Here is a 22,572-nt window from a genome sequence, read left to right on the forward strand (position 1 = left end):
ATCAAATGCAGAAAGGCCGCAAGTTGCGGCCTTTTTGTATTTGATCAGTGCTATCACTTAGCCTTCTTCTTCTACCTGGACGATTTCATACGCGTCCTTTCCATCCACTTGAACAGGCTGGTAATACGTATCTCCGTACTTAACGTAGGTTTGATCTCCCACTTTCACTTCTTCAGAACCTTCGGGTAGCTTATCTACAATTGCTCCTGCCGGAGGGGCAACCACAGTATATTCTCCATTTTCCTTTTCGTAGTAAGTCCCACCATAGTAATAATTATTTACTGTTGGGCTAACTTCTACTATCTGAGCATCGCTGGGGATTACTTTTACTGTTGCGCCTTGAGGAGCTTCTACCACTACATAGCCATCATTAGACTCTTCATAGAAAACCCCCTCATCGTAATGGTATTTCTGGTTCTCTACACTTACGATAATAGCTGTAGTAGCTAGAGTAGCTACGAAGAAGCCCCATGGATGCCACATTGGCCCCCAGTAAAAAGGTGTAAAAGGGTGATAGTAGTAAGGTCTGAATGCATAAAAACCGAAACCTCCGTATCTGTAAGGAGGTCGCACATAAGGTCTATAAGGAGGCCTGTATCCTATATTCCTATTGTTCCTCACGTTAATATTGTTTCTGTTATTCACATTGACATTGACATTCTTACTGTTGTCAATATTCACCTTATTTCCAATATTGGTATTGTTGCCAATCTTATTTCCAGAGTTGTTACCAATCTTATTATCCTTAATGTTGGCTACATTACTGGTATTTTTTGGTTTTTTAGTTACACGATTTGAGCCACCATTGACAGTAGGTCTGGTACTGCTGTTTTTAGGTCTGCTTTGAGCAGTAGGCCTACTTGCTGAGGGTCTGGAGGCAGGTCTAGCTTGTGGGCGAGCCATTCGATTAGGTGCGGCTCTAGTAGTAGTTGGTCTTGCTCCGCCTCTGGCTCCTCCTCCTCTCATACGTTGAGCTTCCACGATATCTGGCATGAGAATCATTGCAAGTACCCCCAGCAGTATGATTGATAACTTAATCTTTATAGCTTTCATAGTCTTTAATTTTAATCCTAATTAATTTTTCTTCAACCAGGTAATCTGTCTAGCGCCTGGAGGAGGCATAAATTCAAAAATTGACTCCGGATATTCTTGGTTTAATTCCCAATCTGTGAAATCTGTCTGAAATTGATGCGCATACTGTCCTTCCAAATAAGTGATTAGTGTTTTTCTGGGTAAATAATACGCATCATCAGAGATCCACAATTGGACTGTGATCTTGTCATTAGCACCTGCTATGTGGAAAACCCGCTCTCCATCAATGTGAGTGACTCCAAGAAACTCAATGTAATCCATATACTCTGCAAAATCAGCTGAGAAAGAAGGGTAGAAAAGATCTGCCGTAGCAAACTCAACATTAAAATCCGTGTATAACCAATCAATCGTCTCAATCACATTGTCTGGCGCATCGGCTACAGTATAGATGTTATTTTTGAACGAATAATAAACTACCTGACTCCCGTCATAGGCATATAAGTCGTCCTTATTCTCACCTGAAAGGCGTATGGAAAACTTATTCGGGCCAGTAATCCGCACTCGACTAGAAGTAAACTCTTTGATGAAAAGGTCTTCAGAGTAAGCAACATCATTGGCAATGGTGGAGGTAAAACCTACAGATTTTAACTCACCTAAAACCCCACTCATTTTATCCAAAATCATCAGAGCGGTAGTATCTGTCCTTGATTCCTGGGCTTGGGCTATTAATACGGATAAAAACAGGCCTAATCCAAAACAACATTTTTTATACATAAAATTTAAGTTTGATTAAAAACGACTACTAAATGTAATAAAAAGAACATACTAATGAGCTCCAGGCAGCTAATTTGGACATAGGAAAATTTGCTTCTGAAGATTAAACGTCCTATTGAAAATGTCAATTGAAACTTACATTATCCCATCCAAAACTCACCTTTCCTCTCTTTACAGATCAAAGTTTTTAATTCGACATCCTGTACTAAAAAATTTTATTTAAAATCACCAATTGATTTTTCATAATCTATAATATGCATTTCATACTATTTTTTTTGTTTTTTAAATCAACTAATGAAAGAATTCATACCTTTACAGGATGAACAATTATGATGCTATTCAGGCACTCAGTCACCTGGCAGTAATTTCCGAATATTTTCTCCAAATCACCTTGGACAAAACTGGCCGAGTTATCAATTCAGACTCAGGAATCGGGCCTGTCCCTACATTTTTCGACAACAAAGAGAAACCGATCCATTTTGCTGATTGTTTTGTAGCTTCAAATTGGGCCAAATACGAGAGCCAACGAATCAAAGCCTGGAAAAATTCTCACCAATCTTTCACCGTGGATCTTCAAAAGATTGTACATCCACAAGGAGACTTAGTTGATACTAAATGGGAGTTCTTTTTCATATCAGAAGATTTCGGTACATGCTTAGGGATCGGACACCCCGTCATGCAAACTATGCCCTACAATATTGGTCTAGGAGACTTTTTTGATAGTACAACACATGAAGGAAGAGAAATTATTGATAGCATTTTAGAAGACAAATTACTGGGCTTCTGGGAATTTGACCTGTTAAGTAAAGGAGATAAAATCAGCCAAGGTTTGGGGCAGATGCTGGGTTATACCCAAGATGAATTATCTGGTGCTACAAGTATCTCTTGGCAAAAACATATCCACCCAGAAGATTTCTCCAGTCTATTGAGAGACCTGAATGGACATTTTAAAACCACTGGAAACATCCCTTTCAAAAGGGAGTTCAGAATAAACCAGAAATCTAATCAGACAATCTGGGCTTTAGGTTTTGGTAAAACTATTGAGTGGTCAGGCGCTGGATTACCAACTAAGATACTCGGATGTATATTGGATATTTCCGATAGAAAAAAACAAGAAATTTGGCTGAAGGAACATCACTATTTCCTGAAAGAACTGGCATTCGAACAATCCCATACCCTACGCGCAAGAGTAGCTAACATCCTTGGGGTCCTAGAAATCCTAGACTGTGAACCTCAAAACGATGAATCAAAGAGACTCGTGCAATTAATCAAAAAAGAAACTAAACTTCTCGATCAATCCCTCAAAAAGAGCATAAAGGAGTCGGTTCAAAAAAATAGATCCATAGAAAATGAGCTATCCTCCGACACCAACTCCTCAAGTTTATATTCATAGAGCCCTCAGAAATTACAGATTCCTGATTTTCCATTTTGCTTTTAGATAGCCCCAAATCACTTTGGGGCTCATGCTTTTTTTCCTCTTGAGGCTTCCATCATGTCCCACATCTCATCCGGAATCGCATCCAGGTTATTGAACTCTCCCGCCCCCTTGAGCCATTCCCCTCCATCGATAGTCATCACTTCTCCATTGACGTAAGAAGAATAATCTGAAACCAGATAGGCAGCCAAATTTGCCAATTCCTGATGCTCCCCTACTCTCCCCACGGGTACTTTTTTGGCAGGGTCAAACTTCTTCACCAAATCCCCCGGCAATAACCTACTCCACGCACCCTCGGTAGGAAAGGGCCCAGGTGCAATAGCATTCGAGCGAATTCCATACTTCGCCCATTCTACTGCCAGCGAACGAGTCATTGCCAGAACTCCAGCCTTAGCCGCTGCAGATGGGACTACATAGCCAGAGCCAGTCCAGGCATAGGTAGTCACAATATTGAGAAAAGTACCAGCCTGTTTTTTAGCAATCCAATCTTTCCCTGCAGTCAGCGTTACTTGTGAAGTCCCTTTAAGGACAATATCCAACACAGTATTGAAGGCATTTGTAGATAGTCGCTCTGTGGGACTTATGAAATTTCCCGCAGCATTGTTCAACACCACATGAATCTGCCCCAGCTGAGCTGTAGCTTCCTTCCACACAGTCTCTACTTGTTCTATATCTCTCACGTCACACGCGATTGGAATTACCTTTCCACCTTTGGCAGCCATCATCTCCTTTGCAGTTTCTTGGAGGACATCTAGCTTCCGGGAGGTAATCACGAGATTCGCTCCTAGTTCCAAAAAGTACTCGCCCATAGATCGCCCTAGGCCTGTGCCACCCCCTGTTACCAGTATATTTTTATCTCTCAATGCTCCTGGTTTGAGCATCCCTTCTGCTAAAATCATAAATTTGTGGTTTATCGTCGATTTCGAAGATAGGTATTTCGGCTTGGTAATTGAAGAAGAAATAACTTATCCAATTCCGCTATTTTCAACTACCCGTTAATGAGAAAATTAATTTTAGGCTTCTTTATCCTTCTGCCTATTCTGATGAGCTGTGAGGAAGATGAGGACAAAATGATACAAACTGATTTGACCAAAGAAGCTGGAGAACTTTTTAGTATCACCCAAGATTGGAATGAAAGCCTTTATTTTGCGATGATCTCTTGGGAGCAATATCATCAATTCGATACGGTTGGCCTGCCCGGATGCCCCGATATTTTGCTGGATGAAAAATTCAAAAGAGTAACCTTGAGCTTTCCCGGGAGTTCAGCCTGTCTTCAAGCAGGACCTTATCAGCGAGCAGGTGAATTAATCATCCAATTTGACACGGCTGTAGCTTCGCCTAGGCAGAAGTGGACAATGGAGTACAACAACTACCTTTTTGAAGAAAATTCGCTTCAGGGAATCCGTACCTTTCGCAGTGATAATCAAGCAACTTTTGTGGAGAATTTCACCAATGTCTTTGAAAAAACTGAGACCGAATTGAGTACTGAGTTTTCGGGAACTTTCCTTCACGAAAGAAAATATACCAATGACTCTTTAACTAGTTTCTCTTCTACAGGAAAAATCAATGGAGTAAATGCTGCTGGACGAGAATTTGAAATCGATATATCCACCCCTCTCTATCATACAATTTCTTGCTACGAGCAAAATGAAATTCTACCTAAGACTGGAGCAGAGAATTGGAAAGTAGCTCGAGGTGCAAATTCAAGCGTGACGTATAAGGTCACCTATGACCCACTCACAGAGGAGTGCAAAGTTGCAGCTAATGCGATTTTGCCAGATGGAAAGAAGTTACTACTTAACCAAAGTAATTAGCTGATAAAGCTTACCCAAACAACACGTGATTGATGGATTAAAACGAGACAAGTAAGTTCTAATTCTCTCACCAGCTAAGTTTGCTACTCCTCGTAATCAAAGGTTCTTTACCTGAAGAAAATCTGCCGAACCGGCCCGGCTATTCTAGTTCTTCACCCAAACCCTCGGATCCTGCCGCATCAATCTTACCAAGGTCCCGTACAATTCGGGATTGTACCTAAAAAACTCTTGGGGCTTTTCGAAGAAAGTCTCCAAGGCAACGGCAAAAAATTCATCAGCATCAAAACCACCCCTCGAACGAAATACTGTAGGGACACCTGAATTGATCCTGACTATTTCCTCGTCCGCCAACAGCTGAAAGGAGTGATAAACTTCAGGGTTGAAGAAGTCACTCTCTTCATTATAGAATATTTGATTTTCCAGTTTTAAGGCATGGGCAATCTCGTGGATTCCTAGATTCACCCCATCTTTTTGATCTTCCATTCCCTCCAGAAAACAGCTCCAAGACAACACAATAATTCCATGCCGTGGATTAACCTCACCACGATGATATTGCTTAGAAATCGTGCTGTAATAAGTAGTTGGATAGATCAGGATCTTTTTGAAATGAGGCAAACGAAGGTCATTCCAGCCGAAAGTTACCATCACGATGGTCGCACCTATTAGTATTCTCATCTCAGTTGTTACTTCAGTCATAGCTCCCCGAGGCACAAAAGTTTTCCCAGCCAATACCAGTTCTAGTTTTTTAATGAATTCCTCCTGATGATTATGATTGAGCCGCTGGTAATAGATGAATTTATTTTCCAAAATAGTCCTCTCCAGATTCGTGATTCTGATCCTTCTCAAGTGAGTAACTCCGTCCGAGAGCCAATCGAAAATCTCTGATAAAAGCGAATGCAGAAAAAGCATATGGAAATAAATAAGGTGGCAGTTATCTAATCAATTACTAGTCTCAAAATAAGAATTAACTCCTAAGTTAACTTACGCCACTTACGTTTAGTATTTGCTTTTTTATAGATTATTACATCTCACAACCTAAAACAGCAATTGGTCTGTCTGACACAAACCAAGGTAATTTCGATAAAAAAAATGACAGCCACTTTTCAGTAACTGTCATTTTGATTTAAAATCTAGGTACGGCAAACGGTATAAGTATGGACATTCTTATGTCTCCTGTCTTCCAGCCCTATTTTATCTAGCGTAATTAACAGATCTCATCTCACGGATTACTGTGATCTTAATTTGTCCAGGGTACTGCATTTCTTTTTCTATTTTCTGAGAAATATCAAAAGAAAGCTTGCCTGCTGTGGAGTCATCTACATTGTCGGCATCCACCAACACACGCAGCTCACGTCCTGCTTGCATCGCAAAGCATTTGTTCACTCCATCAAAGCTCAAGGCTAGCTCCTCCAAATCTTTCAGTCGCTTGATATAACTATCCATTACTTCGCGTCTCGCTCCCGGTCTCGCACCTGAAATAGCATCAGAGGCCTGGACAATTGGTGAAATCATAGAAGTCATCTCGATCTCATCGTGGTGAGCTCCGATGGCATTGCAAATCTCCGGGTGTTCTTTGTAACGCTTCGCAAGCTCCATACCTAACACAGCATGTGGAAGTTCCTGCTCCTCATGCCATACTTTACCGATATCGTGAAGTAAGCCTGCGCGCTTAGCCATCTTCGCATTGAGTCCCATTTCGGCTGCCATGGTAGCACAAAGCTTAGCCACTTCTCTAGAGTGTTGCAGTAAGTTCTGACCATAAGATGATCTGTATCTCAAACGTCCAACCATTCTGATCAACTCAGGGTGAAGACCGTGAATACCGAGATCAATACATGTTCTCTCACCGATCTCGACGATTTCCTCTTCGATGTTCTTTTCAGTTTTGGCTACTACCTCCTCGATTCTAGCCGGGTGAATACGTCCATCCTGCACCAATCTGTGGAGTGAAAGCCTTGCGATCTCTCTTCGCACCGGGTCAAAACCGGAAATAATAATAGCCTCTGGCGTATCATCAACCACGATCTCCACACCGGTAGCTGCTTCCAGCGCTCGGATGTTTCTACCCTCTCTACCGATGATTTTACCTTTGATATCGTCGCTTTCTATATTGAAAACAGACACGCAATTCTCCACGGCATGCTCAGTGGCAGTACGCTGAATAGTATCCAACACGATCTTTTTTGCCTGCTTAGTTGCGGTTAGTTTTGCTTCGTCCAGAATGTCTTTGATCTGAGAAGATGCTCTTGAATTAGCTTCTTCAGTCAGCATTGTCACTAACTGATCACGGGCTTCTTCACGGGTAAGATTGGCCACTTTCTCTAGGTCTGTGATCCGCTGATTGGTGACACGATCGAGCTCTTCTTTCTTCACTTTTACAGAGTGTAGTTGCGCATTCAGATTCTCAGATTTGCTTTCCAATTCTGCTTCTTTTCGCTTTACCTGCTCCAATTCTTTGGAAACCTGCTGCTCCCTTTGCTTGACTTTATTCTCGTTGGTGATGATAATATTCTTTTTATTATTCATCTCCTCATCAAACTCCGACTTGAGTTTGAGGTACTTTTCCTTCGCTTCTAGAATTCTGTCTTTTTTGATAGATTCTGCATTGATTTCTGCTTCTCTAAGCATGGATTTCACCTTTTCACGGGTTTCTTCCTCCAGTTTAGCATTTTTATTCTTTATCAATGCGCCAGCAATCGCGGCTCCTACACCAGTCCCTACGAGGGCTGCGAGGACAATATATAGTATTTCTCCCATGGGTATTTTGGATATAATTTAAACCTGGGGGAATCTGAAAAATCTTCTGATGTTTGTGTGATGAATAATTATAACGCTTTGGTTAGAAGAGCGTTGATGTGAGAAATACTGGATTTTATGTGCTCGGAATCATCTGTATTTACTTGACTAGTTTCTAAGGATTCCACCATGCAATCGAAGGCTACCATCGCCAAAAGGTCTTGGTGGTCGTCTAGTCCGTACTCCTCTTTATACTTTTTTAATTTTTCATTAATCAACTTGCCCGCATGGCGGATTTTGGATTCATCCTCAATCTTTACGCGCATAGGATACTCTCTATCTCCTATTTTTAATCTGATGGCAAGTGTTTTCTCCATTTCACTCGGATAAATAGGTGATTAAATGATCGATTTCTTGTATATAATTATTGATTTGTTCACTCATTTCAGTTGACTGTTCCGGATTCACCGGTTGGTTGTCCACAATGTTACTAATTTTAATTTTATTTTTAAAATGTTCGATTTCCTGCTCTTTTGTATCCAAAGCACTACTGACTTCGGATAATTTTTTCTTCAATTGCTCATTTTCCTCGCGCATTTCAAGCAATTTACTACTAGCCAGTATTGCCAGTTTCTCTAATTTTTGCAGTTCCTCTTGAATCATTTCTATGTTCTTATCAAAGCACCTACCTCTTTCTCAAAGGCTTGAATCAATTTACTCATAGTTTTGTCAATTACCTTATCGGTCAGAGTATTTTCCTGATCCTGTAAGTGAAAACTTAACGCATAGGCCTTCTTGCCTGCATCAATTTTGTCGCCTTGGTACACATCAAAAACTCCAATTCTTTTTAATAATTTTCCTCCAAACTTCGTCGCAACGGCTTTTACTTGATCATAGCTCACCGTTTTGTCAATTACTAAAGACAGATCTCGACGCACTTCTGGGAACTTTGAGATCTCCTCAAACTTCTTCAATCCTGAAGCTTTTTTGCAAAGCAAATCCCAATTCAACTCGGCATACCACACTTCCTGACGTACTTCCGCTTGCTTCAAAATCTTCTCATCCAGCAACCCTATTGTGGCCAATTCCTTCTGACCTAGCATGATCTTCAAACCGTAGGCAAAAGGCGCTGCTTCTACCATTGAAATCTCACCTGCTGCAATATTTAGCTTCTCCAAAATGCCTTCAACCGTAGAATAAATATCTGCAAAGGAAAAGGCTTTGGTAGGTTCCAACCAGCTTTCAGCAGTCTTTTTCCCACTAAGAAAAATTGACAACCTTCTGCTCTCGGCATACCCCTCTACAGTCTTTTGATAAACGGTGCCAAACTCGAAGTATTTCAAATCTGTCTGTCGCCTATTGATATTCCTAGCCAAAACTTCCAGTCCAGAATACAGCAAACTCTGTCGCATCACATCAAGATCCTCGCTGAGTTTGTTGTAAATGACTACGTTTTGCTCAGGATTCAAAAAGCCGGATTTCTCGGCATAAGTTGATTTCGTCAAACTATTGGTGATCATCTCGTAATATCCCTGACCAGTCAAAATTTCCGTCAATCTATACTGCAACTTGTTCAGATCTTTCAGAGGATGCTCCGCCAAATAATCAGTCTTTAGATTCTCAGAAAGCTCCACATTATGAAAACCGTAGATTCGCAAAATCTCCTCAATGATGTCCGCTTCACGAGTCACATCAACCCGGTAAGGTTTTGCAATAGCAGTAAACCCTTCGGCAGTTTCATTTGTAACTTTGATCTCCAGACTCTCCAGAATAGATTTCACCCGCGAAGGCTCAATTTTCTTCCCGATCAGACGATCAATATGTCCATAAGTCACCTCAATCACAAAATCCTGAATAGGCTCTGGATAAATATCAATTAGCTCAGAGCTCACTTTTCCCCCTGCGATTTCCTGAAGTAGTTTCACCGCCATTTTCAGCGCATAAACGGGCATATTTGGATCAGTTCCCCTTTCAAAGCGGAAAGACGCATCCGTCTTCAAGCCATGAAACTGGCTACCCTTTCTAATTATATCTGGGGAAAAATAGGCAGATTCCAAGAAAATAGAAGTGGTGCTTTCTGAAACACCTGAGTCAGCTCCACCAAAAACACCAGCGATACACATCCCGCCTTTAGCGTCCTTAATCATCAACTCCTCACCGGACAACTTTCGTTTCTTTTCGTCTAAAGTCACGAATTCCGTATTCTTTGGAAGCTTGCCTACGATGATTTTCCCTTCGGAAATTTTATCTGTGTCAAACGCATGAAGTGGTTGACCCAAATCATGCAAAATGAAATTTGTGATATCGACCACGTTATTGATCGGTTCCAAATCCAAGGCTTTCAGGAAATTCTGAAGCCAGGCTGGAGAAGGTCCAACTTTCAACCCAGAAATCACCACACCAGCATAGCGCGGGCAATCAGAAGCATTTTCTACCTCCACCTGAATAGCAGGAGCAGAAGCCTCCATGATGAGCTCAGGAGCAGAGTCAATTACTAATTCTTTTCCCAAAAGTGCTTTCAAATCACGAGCAACCCCTAAGTGAGAAGCTGCATCGGCACGGTTTGGTGTCAACCCGATTTCTAAGACCTGATCCAGACCAATCTCAATGTATTCTGAAGCTGGAGTACCATTTGGCAAATCCGTATCCAAAACCATGATCCCTGCGTGACTCGCACCAATTCCAAGTTCATCTTCTGCGCAGATCATTCCTTCAGAAACTTCACCTCTGATCTTAGCTTTTTTGATCTGAAATGAATCGCCTGAGGAAGGATATAGCGTAGCCCCGACAGTTGCCACTAAGACTTTTTGGCCTTTGGCTACATTTGGCGCTCCGCAAACAATCTGAGAAGGCTCCTCGCCTCCAATATCTACGGTAGTCAAGCTCAGCTTGTCCGCGTCTGGATGCTTTTCGCAGTTCAACACTTCTCCAATCACTATGCCTTCAAGACCTCCTTTGATGGAAACAAATTCTCCCAAACCTTCTACTTCCAAACCTGATTGAGTCAGCAATGCGCCGATTTCCACTGGCGATTCTGTATGAGGGATATATTTTTTTAATCTATTGATTGAGATTTTCATTAAAAGCAACTATTACCAATTAGCACAAAACAGAAAAAGGGTTTGAAACCCTTTTTCTACAACTCAACAAATTTAGAAAAATCAATTCACTTATTCAGCTTTAAGCCTTATCGATCTAAAGGAAAGTCAGGCAGGCAAATCAAAAACAAAAATTTGTTTTGAACTCAGTCCCTGTGTATACAATTTACCAGCGTCGGAATCCACATGAAAATTAGACGGATGATACCCGTCATCCTCATTGCCGGTTTTAAATTTGTATATTTTCTCTAACTGACATTTAGTTTCATCAATATTGAATACCAAAAGATTTCTTGCTTTTGAACGGTCATACCCTACCCTGTCGACAAACGACATATAAAGCTTTCCTTTATCATACTGAACCCCCATAATCACCATTGGAATATTACTTTTAGAAACAGGACTTCTAATCAAATCATTTTCTAAAGAATCTAGTGCAAGTCGTATTGGCTCAACATCTCCTATATTAAACGTAGTTATACTTTCTCCTGAAGAATTTAACAACTCAACATACGGAAGGCTTGCTCCAACAATTATAAAATTTCCTTTTTCATCAAGTTGAAAATGTTTCACCTGCCGATTTTCTCCTATTCTTGAATTCCCCGGAAACGAAGATTTAAATCGATCAATCTGTTTACCATCTTTATTCACTTTTAAAACTACATTTTCATCAAAAGGCGAAAATATTGGATAATAAACATTCTCTTGTTCATCCACACTAATCTTAAAATCAAAAATCTGCTCAGGAATTTTAGTTGAAGACAAGAATTTGACCTTATCCGCATCAAAACGCTTAATACTTTGATTGCCTTGATCTACAATGTAAACAACTCCATCATAAGCCATTCCCTGAGTTGGAAAACTAAACTCATTAGGTCCAGCTCCACGATCAGCAGAAACCTTTAAAAGATTTAATTCCTTATCTGTAGCTGCCAAAAAGGCAGGACTATGACTAAGAAAATAGACATGATCCTTATCTGAAAATATTGTAACATTGGTAAAAAACAGCGTGTCAAGTTGAGAAATGGAATTGCTTGGCACCAATTCAACCACTTCAATTTTCTCTATCTCTTTCTTTTGGCAAGAAATAATTATGTAAACAAAAAATAGTATAAAAGCATTTTTCATAAATCAATGGAAAATAAAATTGGTCATTACAAATGTGCATGACCAATTTTAAGTTAATAATTTGGAATTATCCTCCTAAACCGCACCTATTATACTGGGTACCCCCACCTGATGACGTACATGACACCCAGTCGGGTCCTGAGGTGCAAGAATAATTTGCAGTACATGAAATATACTCTTCACCACACCAAACCTCAGCAGTACATGGCACTGCTTCGACGCTAAAAAGGAAAACGAATCCTAATCCGAGAAACAAAATTTTTTTCATGGTAGTAAAATTTTAAATGAAATAAGTATTTATGAATTAAATCTAAAAAAAATTAAAAACCAAATCTTTACCCTGATATTTAATCACTTACCGTAATCTTTCTCCCCTACTGGAATAGCGATTTCCAACAAATTTTCTCGAGGAGGTAAAGGACAACCATAATCAGGATTATAAGCGCAATAGGGATTGTAAGCCATATTGAAATCTATCGTAATACTGTTTTTGCCATCTTGGCGAGCATTGATATACCTACCGCCCCCATAGGTCTCTACTGCACTGGTGCTATCTGCAAATGCTAAAAAGAAATTCCGTTTATCTGGTTCATTGATCGCTTGAAGCAGTAAGAGTTTTTCAGGCTTGCCATTCAGCTCAAATTCAGCCCAGGAGTGCTCAATATATTTTTCTTTGGTACCGTCCGTCAACGGAACTTCTCGCACTTTTCTCCCCTCGATCTGCACCATTCGAGCCTTCACTCTATAAGCTGGATCAATAGGGTAAAAATTCAATTTCTTAAAAGATGCCTTTTGCTCATCCGTCAGAGGTGATTCAAAGTTGAACCGGATGAATTTGAACTGTCTTTCTCGTTCAGCCTCGATTTTCTCTATGTAATCCTCAGGGCTTTCAGTTGCCGTCAGGGTATAAACTACGGCTGCCAAAACTACGACTGAGATAATTAGAACTAAAATGGTATTGTTTTTCATGTGTATTTACTAGGTTTTTCCGCCCAATTCCGGCTAAAATCATAGTGTGCCGTCATCGGCGAAGCTAAAGTAGCCACTATCTGCAAAAATCACATGATCTAGCACGGTCAAATCCAATTCCCTACCTATTTTCACCAGTCTTTGCGTGAGTCTGATATCTTGCTCTGAAGGAGAAATACTGCCACTCGGATGATTATGTACTAGAATAATCGACTGGGCAAGATGCTCTAAAGCAATTTTAAACACGACTTTTGGATCTACAACTGTTCCGGCTGTACCACCTTGAGAAATCAATTGTTTTCTCATCACTCTATTGCCTCGATTCAGTAGTATCAAATAGAAATATTCGATTTGCTCACCTAGTAACTCTGGCTTCATCAAATCATATATATCATGCGAACAAGCGATAGTTGGTTTCAGAGCAGGCTCGGTATCTTTTCTTCTCCTACCCAATTCCATCGCAGCAATAATTGAAATCGCTTTAGCCTCACCTATTCCTTTAAATCTCTTAAGATCCTGAATAGACAACTTAGCCAACTCACGTAGATCATAATTAACGCTGGCGAGAATATATTTAGAGAGGTCAACCGCACTTACCGAAGGAGTGCCAGAACCTATCAGTATCGCGATGAGTTCAGCATCTGTGAGTGCAGATTTACCTTTGAGTAAAAGCTTCTCGCGAGGTCTGTCTTCTTCGGCTAATTGGGAGATTTTTATAGAGGAGTAAACATCCATAGCTTTCTATTAAAAAGTGAGCTATGAATTTAATTATTTCTAAGCACAAAAAAAACCCTGACCAGCAGGGTTTTAGAGATTATAAAAATCTGTACTAATTAACCTAGAGCAGTAACGAACTTGGCCAATCTTGATTTTTTGTTGCTTGCGTTGTTCTTGTGAATCACATTCTTCTTAGCCAACTTGTCCAACATAGAAGATACTTTCTTATAGAGCTCAGAAGCTTCTACTTTATCGGTAGTTGCTTTCAATCTCTTGATGAAAGTTCTGGTTGTCTTAGCCTGATATCTGTTTCTCAAACGCTTAGCTTCGTTTGCACGAATTCTCTTCAGAGCTGATTTGTGATTTGCCATATCTTAATTATAATTGAATTTCTTTTACGTGTCCCTATTCCGAATCGGAGTGCAAAGTTATTGTAATTTATTAATTCTGCCAAAGGAATTTTAAACATTCCTTGTGTTGCAAGATTTTTTCAAATGCAATATTCTTGACAAATCCCTGTTAAGGCTGCAAATATACCTTTTATCCAGGCATTTTCCTGATAAAGATTTTGATTATTTTTAGATATGAAAATTTTTATAGCCTCTGTTATTCTAATCTTTTTAATGTCCGTTACAACTTCAACATGGGGTTTTTATGCACATTCTCTTATAAATAGGCTTGCTGTTTTTTCTCTGCCCAAGGAAATGATCGCCTTCTATAAACCTCAAATCCAATACATTACTGAGAATGCCGTGAATCCTGACCGAAGAAGATACGCGGTGGAAGGCGAGGCAGAAAAGCATTTTATAGACCTGGATTACTATGGAGATTCAGCCCTGCAAATTCTTCCAAAATATTGGAATGAAGCCGTAGAAAAATTTTCTGAGGATAGTCTTAGAGCAAACGGAATCGGGCCTTGGTCGGCATATTTTACTTTTCTCAACCTAACAAAAGCTTTCGAAACGAAAAACTCAGCTGCCATTTTGAGACTTTCTGCCGACCTAGGTCATTACCTCGCTGATTTGAATGTCCCACTACACACCACGGTGAATTATAATGGGCAGCTCACTGACCAGGTTGGAATTCATGGCTTCTGGGAAAGTCGCGTACCTGAGCTTCAAGCTAAGGATTATCCTCTTTGGGTAGGTCAGGCAGATTATGTAGAAAAACCTCAGCTCGCAATTTGGGAGGCGGTGGCGGCGGCTCATGCGCAAGTGGATAGTGTGCTGAAAATAGAAAAGGAGCTGACTAAGAACTTTGCTCCAGATCAAAAATACAGCTATGAAGAACGAAATAACCTTACCGTCCGCGTTTACTCCCGAGAGTTCACAGAAGCATACGCACTTGCTTTGGATAACCAAATAGAGCGGCAAATGAAAAAATCCATTAAGATGATTGCTGATTTTTGGTTTACCGCCTGGGTCAATGCCGGGCAACCGGATTTGAGTAGTTTTTCGAATGTGGTAGAAGAAGATGAGAAGTTGGAGGCAAATCCAAAGATTAGAGTTAGAGACCATTGAAAGTCAGAAAGATGAAGTCAAAGAGCTAAAAAAGCAATCATCAAACAATTGAGGGTATTTATAATCAGATTGTTGAAATTTAGTACCTAAAAAATCAATCGCATGGATAAAGACCTAAAACAAAGAACAAAAGCATTTGCTTTGGAAATTATAAAGCTTGTTTCAGAACTACCCAAAAACACGGTTGGGTTTGAACTCGGAAAACAAATTGTCAGATCTGGCACCTCTATTGGAGCAAATTATAGATCTTCTCAGCGCGGTCGTTCTAGAGCTGAATTTATTTCAAAATTATCCATAGTTCAGGAAGAAGCTGATGAAACCGTTTTTTGGCTTGAATTAATCTCTGAATCCGGACTTTCTTCTGAAGAAAGGACAAAACCTCTACATAAAGAGGCTTGTGAGTTAACCGCAATTTTCACCACCATGGTCATCAACGCCAAGAGAAACTCTTAAGAGCTAAACAGTGGGGGTTTTGGATTTTTCACTTTAAAGTTTTGAATTCCATTCTATAAGGTAACATAACCTTCAGCTCCTAAAAGTGGTTTTAACGTTTTTAGATTTCTGATTTTATATTTCAGACTTTAACTTTAAACCTTTACTTCCGACTTCAAATACTCCTCAATCGCCCTTCCAATCCTCCTAAACGTACTTTTGAACACCTCCTCATTTTCCTCCAAAAGAGTAACTCGGAAACCTCGCAGATCTGAGCAAAAGGAAGAAATAGGGACTACGCAGATTTGCTCAGCAGCTAACAGGTTATAAACAAATCGCTTGTCCAAAGGCATATTATTTTCCTGCAACCAAGAATCCAACAGGTCTCGAAGTTTCTCATCTTCTATTAGAAGTGATTGCCCTTCTTTCAAAACTCCCTCATCAAATACGATCGTATTGTAAAAAGCTCCCTGAGTGGGGTTGAACTTGATCCCGGGAATATTTCCCAAAATCTCGCGCATCCAATCGCTCCGCTTGCCAATTTGGGCATTTGCCTCTTCCCTGTATTTGAAGTATGCTGGATGCTTCATGATTTTCGGAATTGCTAGCTGCGGCAATATAGTCGAACAAACTTCGATCATCTTGGCATTTTCCAGCGTTTGACAAAGCTTCGAAAATTCCTTCGAAGACTCACGGTTATAAAACTCCATCCAGCCACATCTCGAGCCAGGCCAAGGAAATTCTTTTGAGATTCCTTTAAGTGAAATTGCTGGACGATCTCCGATCACTTCAGAAAGCGGAACCGCTGTGATACCATTATAGGTGATATTCTGATAGATTTCGTCTGTGATCAGAAGCAGATTAAACTCCTCAGCTATTTTCACAAAAGCCTCCAAAACCTCCCGTGGATACACCATGCCCGTAGGATTATCAGGATTGATAATTAAGATTCCCACAATAGAGGGATTATAGCGGACCTTCAAATACAAGTCTTCCATGTCCGGAAGCCATTGATTGTCTGGATCAAGTTTGTAGGTAATTGGGGCAGCGTTAGCATGCGCAGCCTCAGCCGAACTATGCGTGGAATAAGCCGGTGAAGGACCAATAATTCTTGCAGTAGGGATCAAAAATTGATACAGCTTTGCGATCGCGTCCCCGAGCCCATTGAAGAACAAAATATCTTCCGCTGTGATCTGCGCGCCTCCACGTTCATTATTAAGACCCGCCAGGAATTTACGCGTCTCCAACACTCCTTTGGAATCCGCATATCCGTAGGTTGTATCCTCCTTCAATAAATCAGCAATGATTTGCTTCATCCAATCGGGCACTTTATTACTTTTTTGGATCGGATCTCCGATGTTTTCCCAAGTCATCGTATAGCCCAATGCTTCTACTTGACGGGCTTTTTTTACGATTCCACGAATTTCATACGTCAGTTCTTCGGCTCCGGATCTTAGGAGTTGCTGTCTCATAGGTTTGTTAGGCTGAATTTCAACTAATTCGGGTGTAAAGAAACAAAAAAGAGGAATGAATGTAAGGTTTGGAATAGAAATCCTGAGATATAAGATTTCACGAAATGATAAAATTAGCCTTACTTACTTTGATTAAAGGCTGGAAGACCGAATATGGGTGACCGAAGTGGCTTTGATATAGTGTTCATCTTCTATTGAGCTGTATTCACGTCCTTACTGTCAGTAAAGCAGATAATCCATTAGTGTAATGAGTATAAAAGGCTGCCAAATGTAATTTGGGCTTACTTTGTTACAACAATTAATAGAAACTACCCCGACTTTATAACAACACTGGTGAAATCTACCCTGACTTTGACAAAAAATATTGGTTTATATCAACTGATTCATTTTGTATTCTTAGAAAGGGCTGTCTGGAAAAAGCGTCAGTTGGGGCTGTATGATCATGAATATCAGGGGACACAGCCGACGACAAATTAGAGCAGAGAATTAATAATTAGCGCTTTGACCTACACATGTATTCTGAAATTCCTGTAGCTATCACAATCATTTAGCCATTTTCTTCCGTTGCGTGTTTAATCTATATTGGCCTCCCTAGCAAGTCATCTTAATACCACAATTAAACAAATTTCACTTGGTTCGCATTGCAATCGTCCTAGTCATCGTAATCCTTATCGACTGGTATTCCTATCAGGCTTTCAAAACAGTATTTACTGAGCATAGCTGGATTAAGATCGGCTTTTGGGTGTTTTCTATTTCACTATATCTATTTGTCGCCTATGGTTTTCTGACATTCAGCAGAAGTAATCTGGGTCCCAACTTTGGAAGACTGATCTCCCTGCTGGTGTTATCGTTGATTCCTAAGCTCATCGTCCTGGGCTTTATGTTTGGAGAAGATATCTTACGCTTTTTAACCGGGATCTTTTATTCAGTCGCTGGCCATCAGGAAGGGGGTTTTCTAGCGGATAGAAGAAAATTTGTAAGCCAAACTGCACTGATAATTTCTGCTATTCCTTTTTTGGGAATATTGCATGGCGTATTAATAGGCAAATACAGATACCGGGTAATAAACCATACCCTTGAATTTGACGATTTACCCGAGGAGTTTGATGGCTTCAAGATTACCCAGATTTCAGATATACATTCCGGAAGTTTTGATAATAAAAAGAAGCTGGAATATGGCATTGAGCTGATAAATGAACAAGAATCGGATATTATCCTATTTACGGGTGACTTGGTGAACAACCAAGCAACAGAAATGGAACCTTGGATCGACACATTCAAAAAGCTGAAAGCTCCCATGGGCAAGTATTCCATCTTAGGAAATCATGACTACGGAGATTATGTTTCCTGGCCGAGCAAGGCAGCCAAAGAAGCCAATATGCAGCGTCTGTATGATATTCAGCGGGAATTGGGATTCAAGCTTTTACGGAATGAAAACGTAAAAATCGAAAGACTAGGAGCAACCATAGACCTTATTGGTGTGGAAAATTGGGGAAAGGGATTTGGGCAATATGGAGACCTAAAGAAAGCTGCTGCAAACTTGAGTGATCAAAGCTTCAAAATCTTGATGAGCCATGACCCTTCCCACTTTGACGAGCAGGTAAAAAATTTCTCTCAATTTATCCATCTTACTCTAAGTGGCCATACCCATGGAATGCAGTTTGGGATAGAGATTCCGGGTTTTATCAAGTGGAGTCCAGCTTCTCTTCGTTATCCGAAATGGGCTGGACTGTACGAGGAACTAGGCCGCTACTTACATGTCAACCGTGGATTTGGATTTTTAGCCTTTCCAGGAAGGGTAGGGATCTGGCCTGAGATTACGGTGATTAAGTTGAAGAGGAAGTAGTGATGTTGGCTGAAGGGTGTTTTTGAGAAAGTAGTTTAAATTAAAAAAAGAATACTTCTGATTGGATATCAGAAGCCAATTATAAATTACTCAAGATATGAGGGTGGAATAACAAATCCCACCCAGTCCAACTTGACATTTGACTTCACCCAGAGGGGCGTAAAGTAACAAAAAAGTGAAATGAAAGCGTGGCTTGGATTAGATTTCTTGAGTTTTTCTTTGGTCAATTGCAAATAGCCAACTATAATTCGGGTCTATTTTGTGGGAAGAAATACAGAATAACTTTCTGTCTTTTTGATATAAGTCTTCTACCGCAATAAACTTTAGAAATATCTACAAAATGAAAACTTCTTTAAGTCTCGGCCTGGCATTTATGCTTTTTCCATTTTTTAGCTTCGCTAAAAATGATTCTACTTTGAAGAAACCAACTCATTATAACCTAGTATTGATCGTAGCAGATGATCTGGGTTATGGTGATTTGGGATTTACGGGAAGCACCCAAATCAAAACACCTCATATAGATCAACTTGCAGCAGATGGAGTCACCTTTACCCAAGGCTACGTTTCTTCGGCAGTTTGCAGCCCTTCCAGAGCAGGATTTATCACTGGAATCAATCAGGTGGAATTTGGTCATGACAATAATCTAGGAGGGGTTGAGCAAGGTTTTGACCCTGAATACAACGGGCTTCCTTTCACCCAACAAACAATCGCTGATCATTTAAACAAGCTTGGCTATGTGAATGGCCTGATTGGGAAATGGCATTTGGGAAAAGAACCTCAGTTCCATCCGCTAAAGCGAGGTTTTGATGAGTTCTGGGGATATACGGGAGGTGGACATGACTATTTTGAATCCCATCCAGATGGTAAAGGATACAAGGAGCCTTTGGAAAGTAATTTCAAAACTCCAGATCCTATCACCTACATCACAGATGATGTTGGAAATGAAAGCGTGGACTTCATTACTAGACACAAAGGCGAGCCATTCTTCCTCTTTGCAGCATTTAATGCACCCCATACGCCCATGCAAGCGCTGGAAGAGGATTTGGCATTATACCAAAATATAGAAGATAAAAAGCGTCGCACCTATGCAGCAATGGTTCACAGACTGGATCTGAACGTCGGTAAAATCATGCAATCATTAAAAGACCAAGGACTTAGCGAGAATACACTAGTCGTATTTTTCAGTGACAATGGAGGTCCTGCAGATAGCAATGCTTCTATCAATGCTCCTTATCGGGGACAAAAAGGCATTTTGCTGGAAGGCGGAATCCATGTTCCTTTTGTGATGAATTTACCAGGTTTACTTCCAAAAGGCATGATTTACAATGAGCAGGTCACTTCATTGGATGTAGTCCCTACATTTCTTGCATTAGCTGGAGACAAAGAAACCGACATGAATATGTTTACTGGAGTGGATTTACTCCCTCACCTGACTGGAAAATCTGCTCCGCTTGCCAATCGGGAAATGACGTGGAAATTCACCATCAGTCGTGCTATTCGGGAAGGCGACTGGAAACTGGTAAGTATTCCAGATAGACTTCCTATGCTTTATAATCTTGCGGACGATCCTTCAGAGGAAAATGATTTGGCACTGAAGAACATAGACAAGACTACTTACTTATTGAAAAAGTTAGGTACCTGGGATGTAAACCTTCCGCATCCTGTATTCTTGGAAGGAGCTGCTTGGAAAAAGCGACAGTTGGAATTGTATGATCATAAGTATCAGGTGAGGCAGCCTGAGGTGAAATAATATTGTAAAAAAACCACCTCCACAGACTTTATAAAAGTAATGGAGGTGGTATATAATTTTGATCTTTAAATCTGCTTGATCTTTACTTCAAATTCTTATACCGTATCCGCTTCGGTTCCACATCGCCCAATCTTTTCTTCTTATTCTCTTCGTAGTCGGAGAAGTTACCTTCAAACCACACCACCTGAGAATCACCTTCAAAAGCCAAAATATGTGTACAGATTCTATCCAGGAACCATCTGTCGTGGGAAATTACCACAGCACAACCACCGAAGTTTTCTAATGCTTCTTCCAAAGCTCTCAACGTGTTCACGTCCAAGTCATTGGTTGGCTCATCGAGAAGCAACAGGTTTCCGCCTTCTTTCAGCGTCAAGGCTAAATGAACTCGGTTTCGTTCTCCCCCGGAAAGTATTCCTACTTTTTTCTCCTGATCACCTCCACCGAAGTTGAATTTGGAAACATAGGCTCTGGAATTCACTTCTTTATTTCCCAATTTCATTAATTCGTTTCCTTCGGAAATCGTCTGGTAAACTGTCTTATTTGGATCCAAGATATCATGTCCTTGATCTACGTAAGCCAATTGAACAGTCTCCCCCACTTCGAAATTACCAGCATCAGGTTTTTCCTGTCCAGTGATTAGTTTGAAAAGGGTTGATTTACCCGCACCATTTGGCCCGATCACTCCGACGATTCCACCTTGTGGCAAAGCAAAAGTCAAGTTTTCAAAAAGTAATTTATCACCATAGGCTTTGGAAACCCCATTTACTTCGATCACCTTCGCTCCTAAGCGCGGTCCTGGAGGAATAAACAATTCCAGTTTTGCTTCTCTTTCTTTGGATTCCTCTCCGACCAATTTATCATAAGAATTAAGACGGGCTTTGCCTTTTGCCTGACGGGCTTTTGGAGACATTCTAATCCACTCCAATTCGCGCTCCAATGTCTTCTGACGCTTAGACTCTGTTTTCTCTTCCTGCTTCAATCGATTCTGCTTTTGATCCAGCCAAGAAGAATAATTCCCTTTCCACGGAATACCTTCACCCCGATCCAGTTCAAGAATCCAGCCGGCCACGTTATCCAAGAAGTATCTATCGTGAGTTACGGCAATGACAGTTCCCTTATAGTTTTGCAAGTGTTGCTCCAGCCAATGCACAGATTCCGCGTCCAGATGGTTGGTAGGCTCATCGAGTAACAGCACATCTGGCTCTTGAAGAAGAAGTCGGCAAAGCGCAACTCTTCTTTTTTCACCACCGGAAAGGTTAGCCACATTGGCGTCACTAGGCGGCAGTCGAAGTGCATCCATAGCTTTCTCCAACATCGTATCCAATTCCCACGCGTTGGCAGCGTCTAGCTTGGTCTGTACTTCACCTTGCTTTTCGATCAGCTCATTCATCGCATCCGGATCTTCCATCAAAGCTGGATCCATGAATTGCTCATTGATTGCCTCGAATTCCTTTAGCAAAGCTACCGTCTCAGCAACTGCCTCTTCCACTACTTCCTTTACCGTTTTGGTAGGATCAAGCTTGGGTTCCTGCTCGAGCATTCCCACCGTGTAGCCGGGAGACCAGACTACTTCGCCCTGGAATTCCTTATCCATGCCTGCAATGATTCTGAGGAGAGAGGATTTGCCAGAGCCGTTCAAGCCTAGAACACCGATTTTGGCTCCGTAGAAAAATGAGAGATAAATATCCTTAAGAACTTTTTTCTGTGGAGGGTAGATTTTAGAAACCCCTGCCATAGAAAAGATGATTTTTTCTGAACTCATACGTTATATTTTTACTTTAGAATTGCACATAAATTTCAAAGATGGCAAAAAAACCGCTTTCTTAGGATAAGTGCTTTTGAATTAATT

20 protein-coding genes are annotated in these 22,572 nt (G+C 40.7%); 6 read left to right on the forward strand and 14 right to left on the reverse strand.

Features of this window, described 5'->3' with window-relative positions; all coding sequences use genetic code 11:
- Positions 1 to 57: 57 nt before the first annotated feature.
- Both ABJH64_RS14255 and ABJH64_RS14260 read right to left on the reverse strand, forming a co-directional pair.
- Entirely contained in the window at positions 58 to 1,053 is a 996-nt protein-coding gene (locus ABJH64_RS14255; protein WP_348275725.1) for a DUF6515 family protein, read from the reverse strand.
- 21 nt (positions 1,054 to 1,074) lie between these two features.
- On the reverse strand, positions 1,075 to 1,806 hold the full coding sequence (locus tag ABJH64_RS14260) for a DUF2092 domain-containing protein (RefSeq protein ID WP_348275724.1): 732 nt from the start codon (positions 1,804 to 1,806) through the stop codon (positions 1,075 to 1,077).
- A gap of 319 nt (positions 1,807 to 2,125) precedes the next feature.
- Here ABJH64_RS14260 and ABJH64_RS14265 point away from each other — a divergent pair, with 319 nt between their 5' ends.
- Complete coding sequence (locus tag ABJH64_RS14265) at positions 2,126 to 3,199, forward strand: PAS domain-containing protein (RefSeq protein WP_348275723.1); 1,074 nt, start codon at positions 2,126 to 2,128, stop codon at positions 3,197 to 3,199.
- Between the two features lie 68 nt (positions 3,200 to 3,267).
- Here the strand turns inward: ABJH64_RS14265 and ABJH64_RS14270 are convergent, their stop codons facing one another.
- On the reverse strand, positions 3,268 to 4,140 hold the full coding sequence (locus ABJH64_RS14270) for an SDR family oxidoreductase (RefSeq protein ID WP_348275722.1): 873 nt from the start codon (positions 4,138 to 4,140) through the stop codon (positions 3,268 to 3,270).
- 99 nt (positions 4,141 to 4,239) lie between these two features.
- Here ABJH64_RS14270 and ABJH64_RS14275 point away from each other — a divergent pair, with 99 nt between their 5' ends.
- Complete coding sequence (locus tag ABJH64_RS14275; RefSeq protein ID WP_348275721.1) at positions 4,240 to 5,055, forward strand: hypothetical protein; 816 nt, start codon at positions 4,240 to 4,242, stop codon at positions 5,053 to 5,055.
- 144 nt (positions 5,056 to 5,199) lie between these two features.
- On the opposite strand, the gene ABJH64_RS14280 is transcribed toward ABJH64_RS14275, so the two are convergent.
- The 9 genes from ABJH64_RS14280 to rpsT all read right to left on the reverse strand — a co-directional run bounded on the left by ABJH64_RS14280 (position 5,200) and on the right by rpsT (position 14,074).
- Entirely contained in the window at positions 5,200 to 5,964 is a 765-nt protein-coding gene (locus tag ABJH64_RS14280; RefSeq protein WP_348275720.1) for a zinc-dependent peptidase, read from the reverse strand.
- A gap of 282 nt (positions 5,965 to 6,246) precedes the next feature.
- Complete coding sequence (gene rny / locus ABJH64_RS14285; RefSeq protein WP_348275719.1) at positions 6,247 to 7,812, reverse strand: ribonuclease Y; 1,566 nt, start codon at positions 7,810 to 7,812, stop codon at positions 6,247 to 6,249.
- 68 nt (positions 7,813 to 7,880) lie between these two features.
- A complete protein-coding gene (locus tag ABJH64_RS14290; RefSeq protein ID WP_348275718.1) occupies positions 7,881 to 8,168 on the reverse strand; it encodes a cell division protein ZapA in 288 nt (95 codons plus the stop codon).
- Between the two features lies 1 nt (position 8,169).
- A complete protein-coding gene (locus ABJH64_RS14295; protein WP_348275717.1) occupies positions 8,170 to 8,454 on the reverse strand; it encodes a hypothetical protein in 285 nt (94 codons plus the stop codon).
- 2 nt (positions 8,455 to 8,456) lie between these two features.
- Positions 8,457 to 10,871, reverse strand: coding sequence for a phenylalanine--tRNA ligase subunit beta (pheT, locus tag ABJH64_RS14300; RefSeq protein ID WP_348275716.1), 2,415 nt, complete (start codon positions 10,869 to 10,871; stop codon positions 8,457 to 8,459).
- Positions 10,872 to 10,997: 126 nt separating this feature from the next.
- Positions 10,998 to 12,017, reverse strand: coding sequence for a hypothetical protein (locus ABJH64_RS14305; RefSeq protein ID WP_348275715.1), 1,020 nt, complete (start codon positions 12,015 to 12,017; stop codon positions 10,998 to 11,000).
- A 351-nt stretch (positions 12,018 to 12,368) separates the two neighbouring features.
- The gene (locus tag ABJH64_RS14310; protein WP_348275714.1) at positions 12,369 to 12,986 is read right to left on the reverse strand and encodes a DUF1684 domain-containing protein; all 618 of its coding nucleotides are present in this window, start codon (positions 12,984 to 12,986) and stop codon (positions 12,369 to 12,371) included.
- A 39-nt stretch (positions 12,987 to 13,025) separates the two neighbouring features.
- On the reverse strand, positions 13,026 to 13,721 hold the full coding sequence (gene radC, locus ABJH64_RS14315; protein ID WP_348275713.1) for a DNA repair protein RadC: 696 nt from the start codon (positions 13,719 to 13,721) through the stop codon (positions 13,026 to 13,028).
- A gap of 98 nt (positions 13,722 to 13,819) precedes the next feature.
- A complete protein-coding gene (gene rpsT / locus ABJH64_RS14320; protein ID WP_348275712.1) occupies positions 13,820 to 14,074 on the reverse strand; it encodes a 30S ribosomal protein S20 in 255 nt (84 codons plus the stop codon).
- A 213-nt stretch (positions 14,075 to 14,287) separates the two neighbouring features.
- On the opposite strand from rpsT, the gene ABJH64_RS14325 reads away from it, so the two are divergent.
- Positions 14,288 to 15,223 (forward strand): zinc dependent phospholipase C family protein, encoded by a 936-nt coding sequence (locus ABJH64_RS14325; protein ID WP_348275711.1) that lies wholly within the window; start codon positions 14,288 to 14,290, stop codon positions 15,221 to 15,223.
- Between the two features lie 102 nt (positions 15,224 to 15,325).
- Positions 15,326 to 15,676, forward strand: coding sequence for a four helix bundle protein (locus ABJH64_RS14330; protein WP_348275710.1), 351 nt, complete (start codon positions 15,326 to 15,328; stop codon positions 15,674 to 15,676).
- Between the two features lie 134 nt (positions 15,677 to 15,810).
- On the opposite strand, the gene ABJH64_RS14335 is transcribed toward ABJH64_RS14330, so the two are convergent.
- Positions 15,811 to 17,127, reverse strand: coding sequence for a pyridoxal phosphate-dependent aminotransferase (locus ABJH64_RS14335; RefSeq protein WP_348275709.1), 1,317 nt, complete (start codon positions 17,125 to 17,127; stop codon positions 15,811 to 15,813).
- Between the two features lie 631 nt (positions 17,128 to 17,758).
- Here ABJH64_RS14335 and ABJH64_RS14340 point away from each other — a divergent pair.
- Together ABJH64_RS14340 and ABJH64_RS14345 are read left to right on the forward strand one after the other, a co-directional pair.
- Positions 17,759 to 18,973 (forward strand): metallophosphoesterase, encoded by a 1,215-nt coding sequence (locus tag ABJH64_RS14340; RefSeq protein WP_348275708.1) that lies wholly within the window; start codon positions 17,759 to 17,761, stop codon positions 18,971 to 18,973.
- A gap of 340 nt (positions 18,974 to 19,313) precedes the next feature.
- Complete coding sequence (locus ABJH64_RS14345) at positions 19,314 to 20,723, forward strand: sulfatase-like hydrolase/transferase (protein WP_348275707.1); 1,410 nt, start codon at positions 19,314 to 19,316, stop codon at positions 20,721 to 20,723.
- 82 nt (positions 20,724 to 20,805) lie between these two features.
- On the opposite strand, the gene ettA is transcribed toward ABJH64_RS14345, so the two are convergent.
- Positions 20,806 to 22,485: an energy-dependent translational throttle protein EttA gene (gene ettA / locus ABJH64_RS14350; RefSeq protein ID WP_348275706.1), complete on the reverse strand. Its 1,680-nt coding sequence runs from the start codon at positions 22,483 to 22,485 to the stop codon at positions 20,806 to 20,808.
- Positions 22,486 to 22,572: the final 87 nt, after the last annotated feature.

It is taken from the genome of Algoriphagus sp. (genome assembly GCF_039969895.1).
In the GTDB taxonomy this organism is placed as follows: Bacteria; Bacteroidota; Bacteroidia; order Cytophagales; family Cyclobacteriaceae; genus Algoriphagus.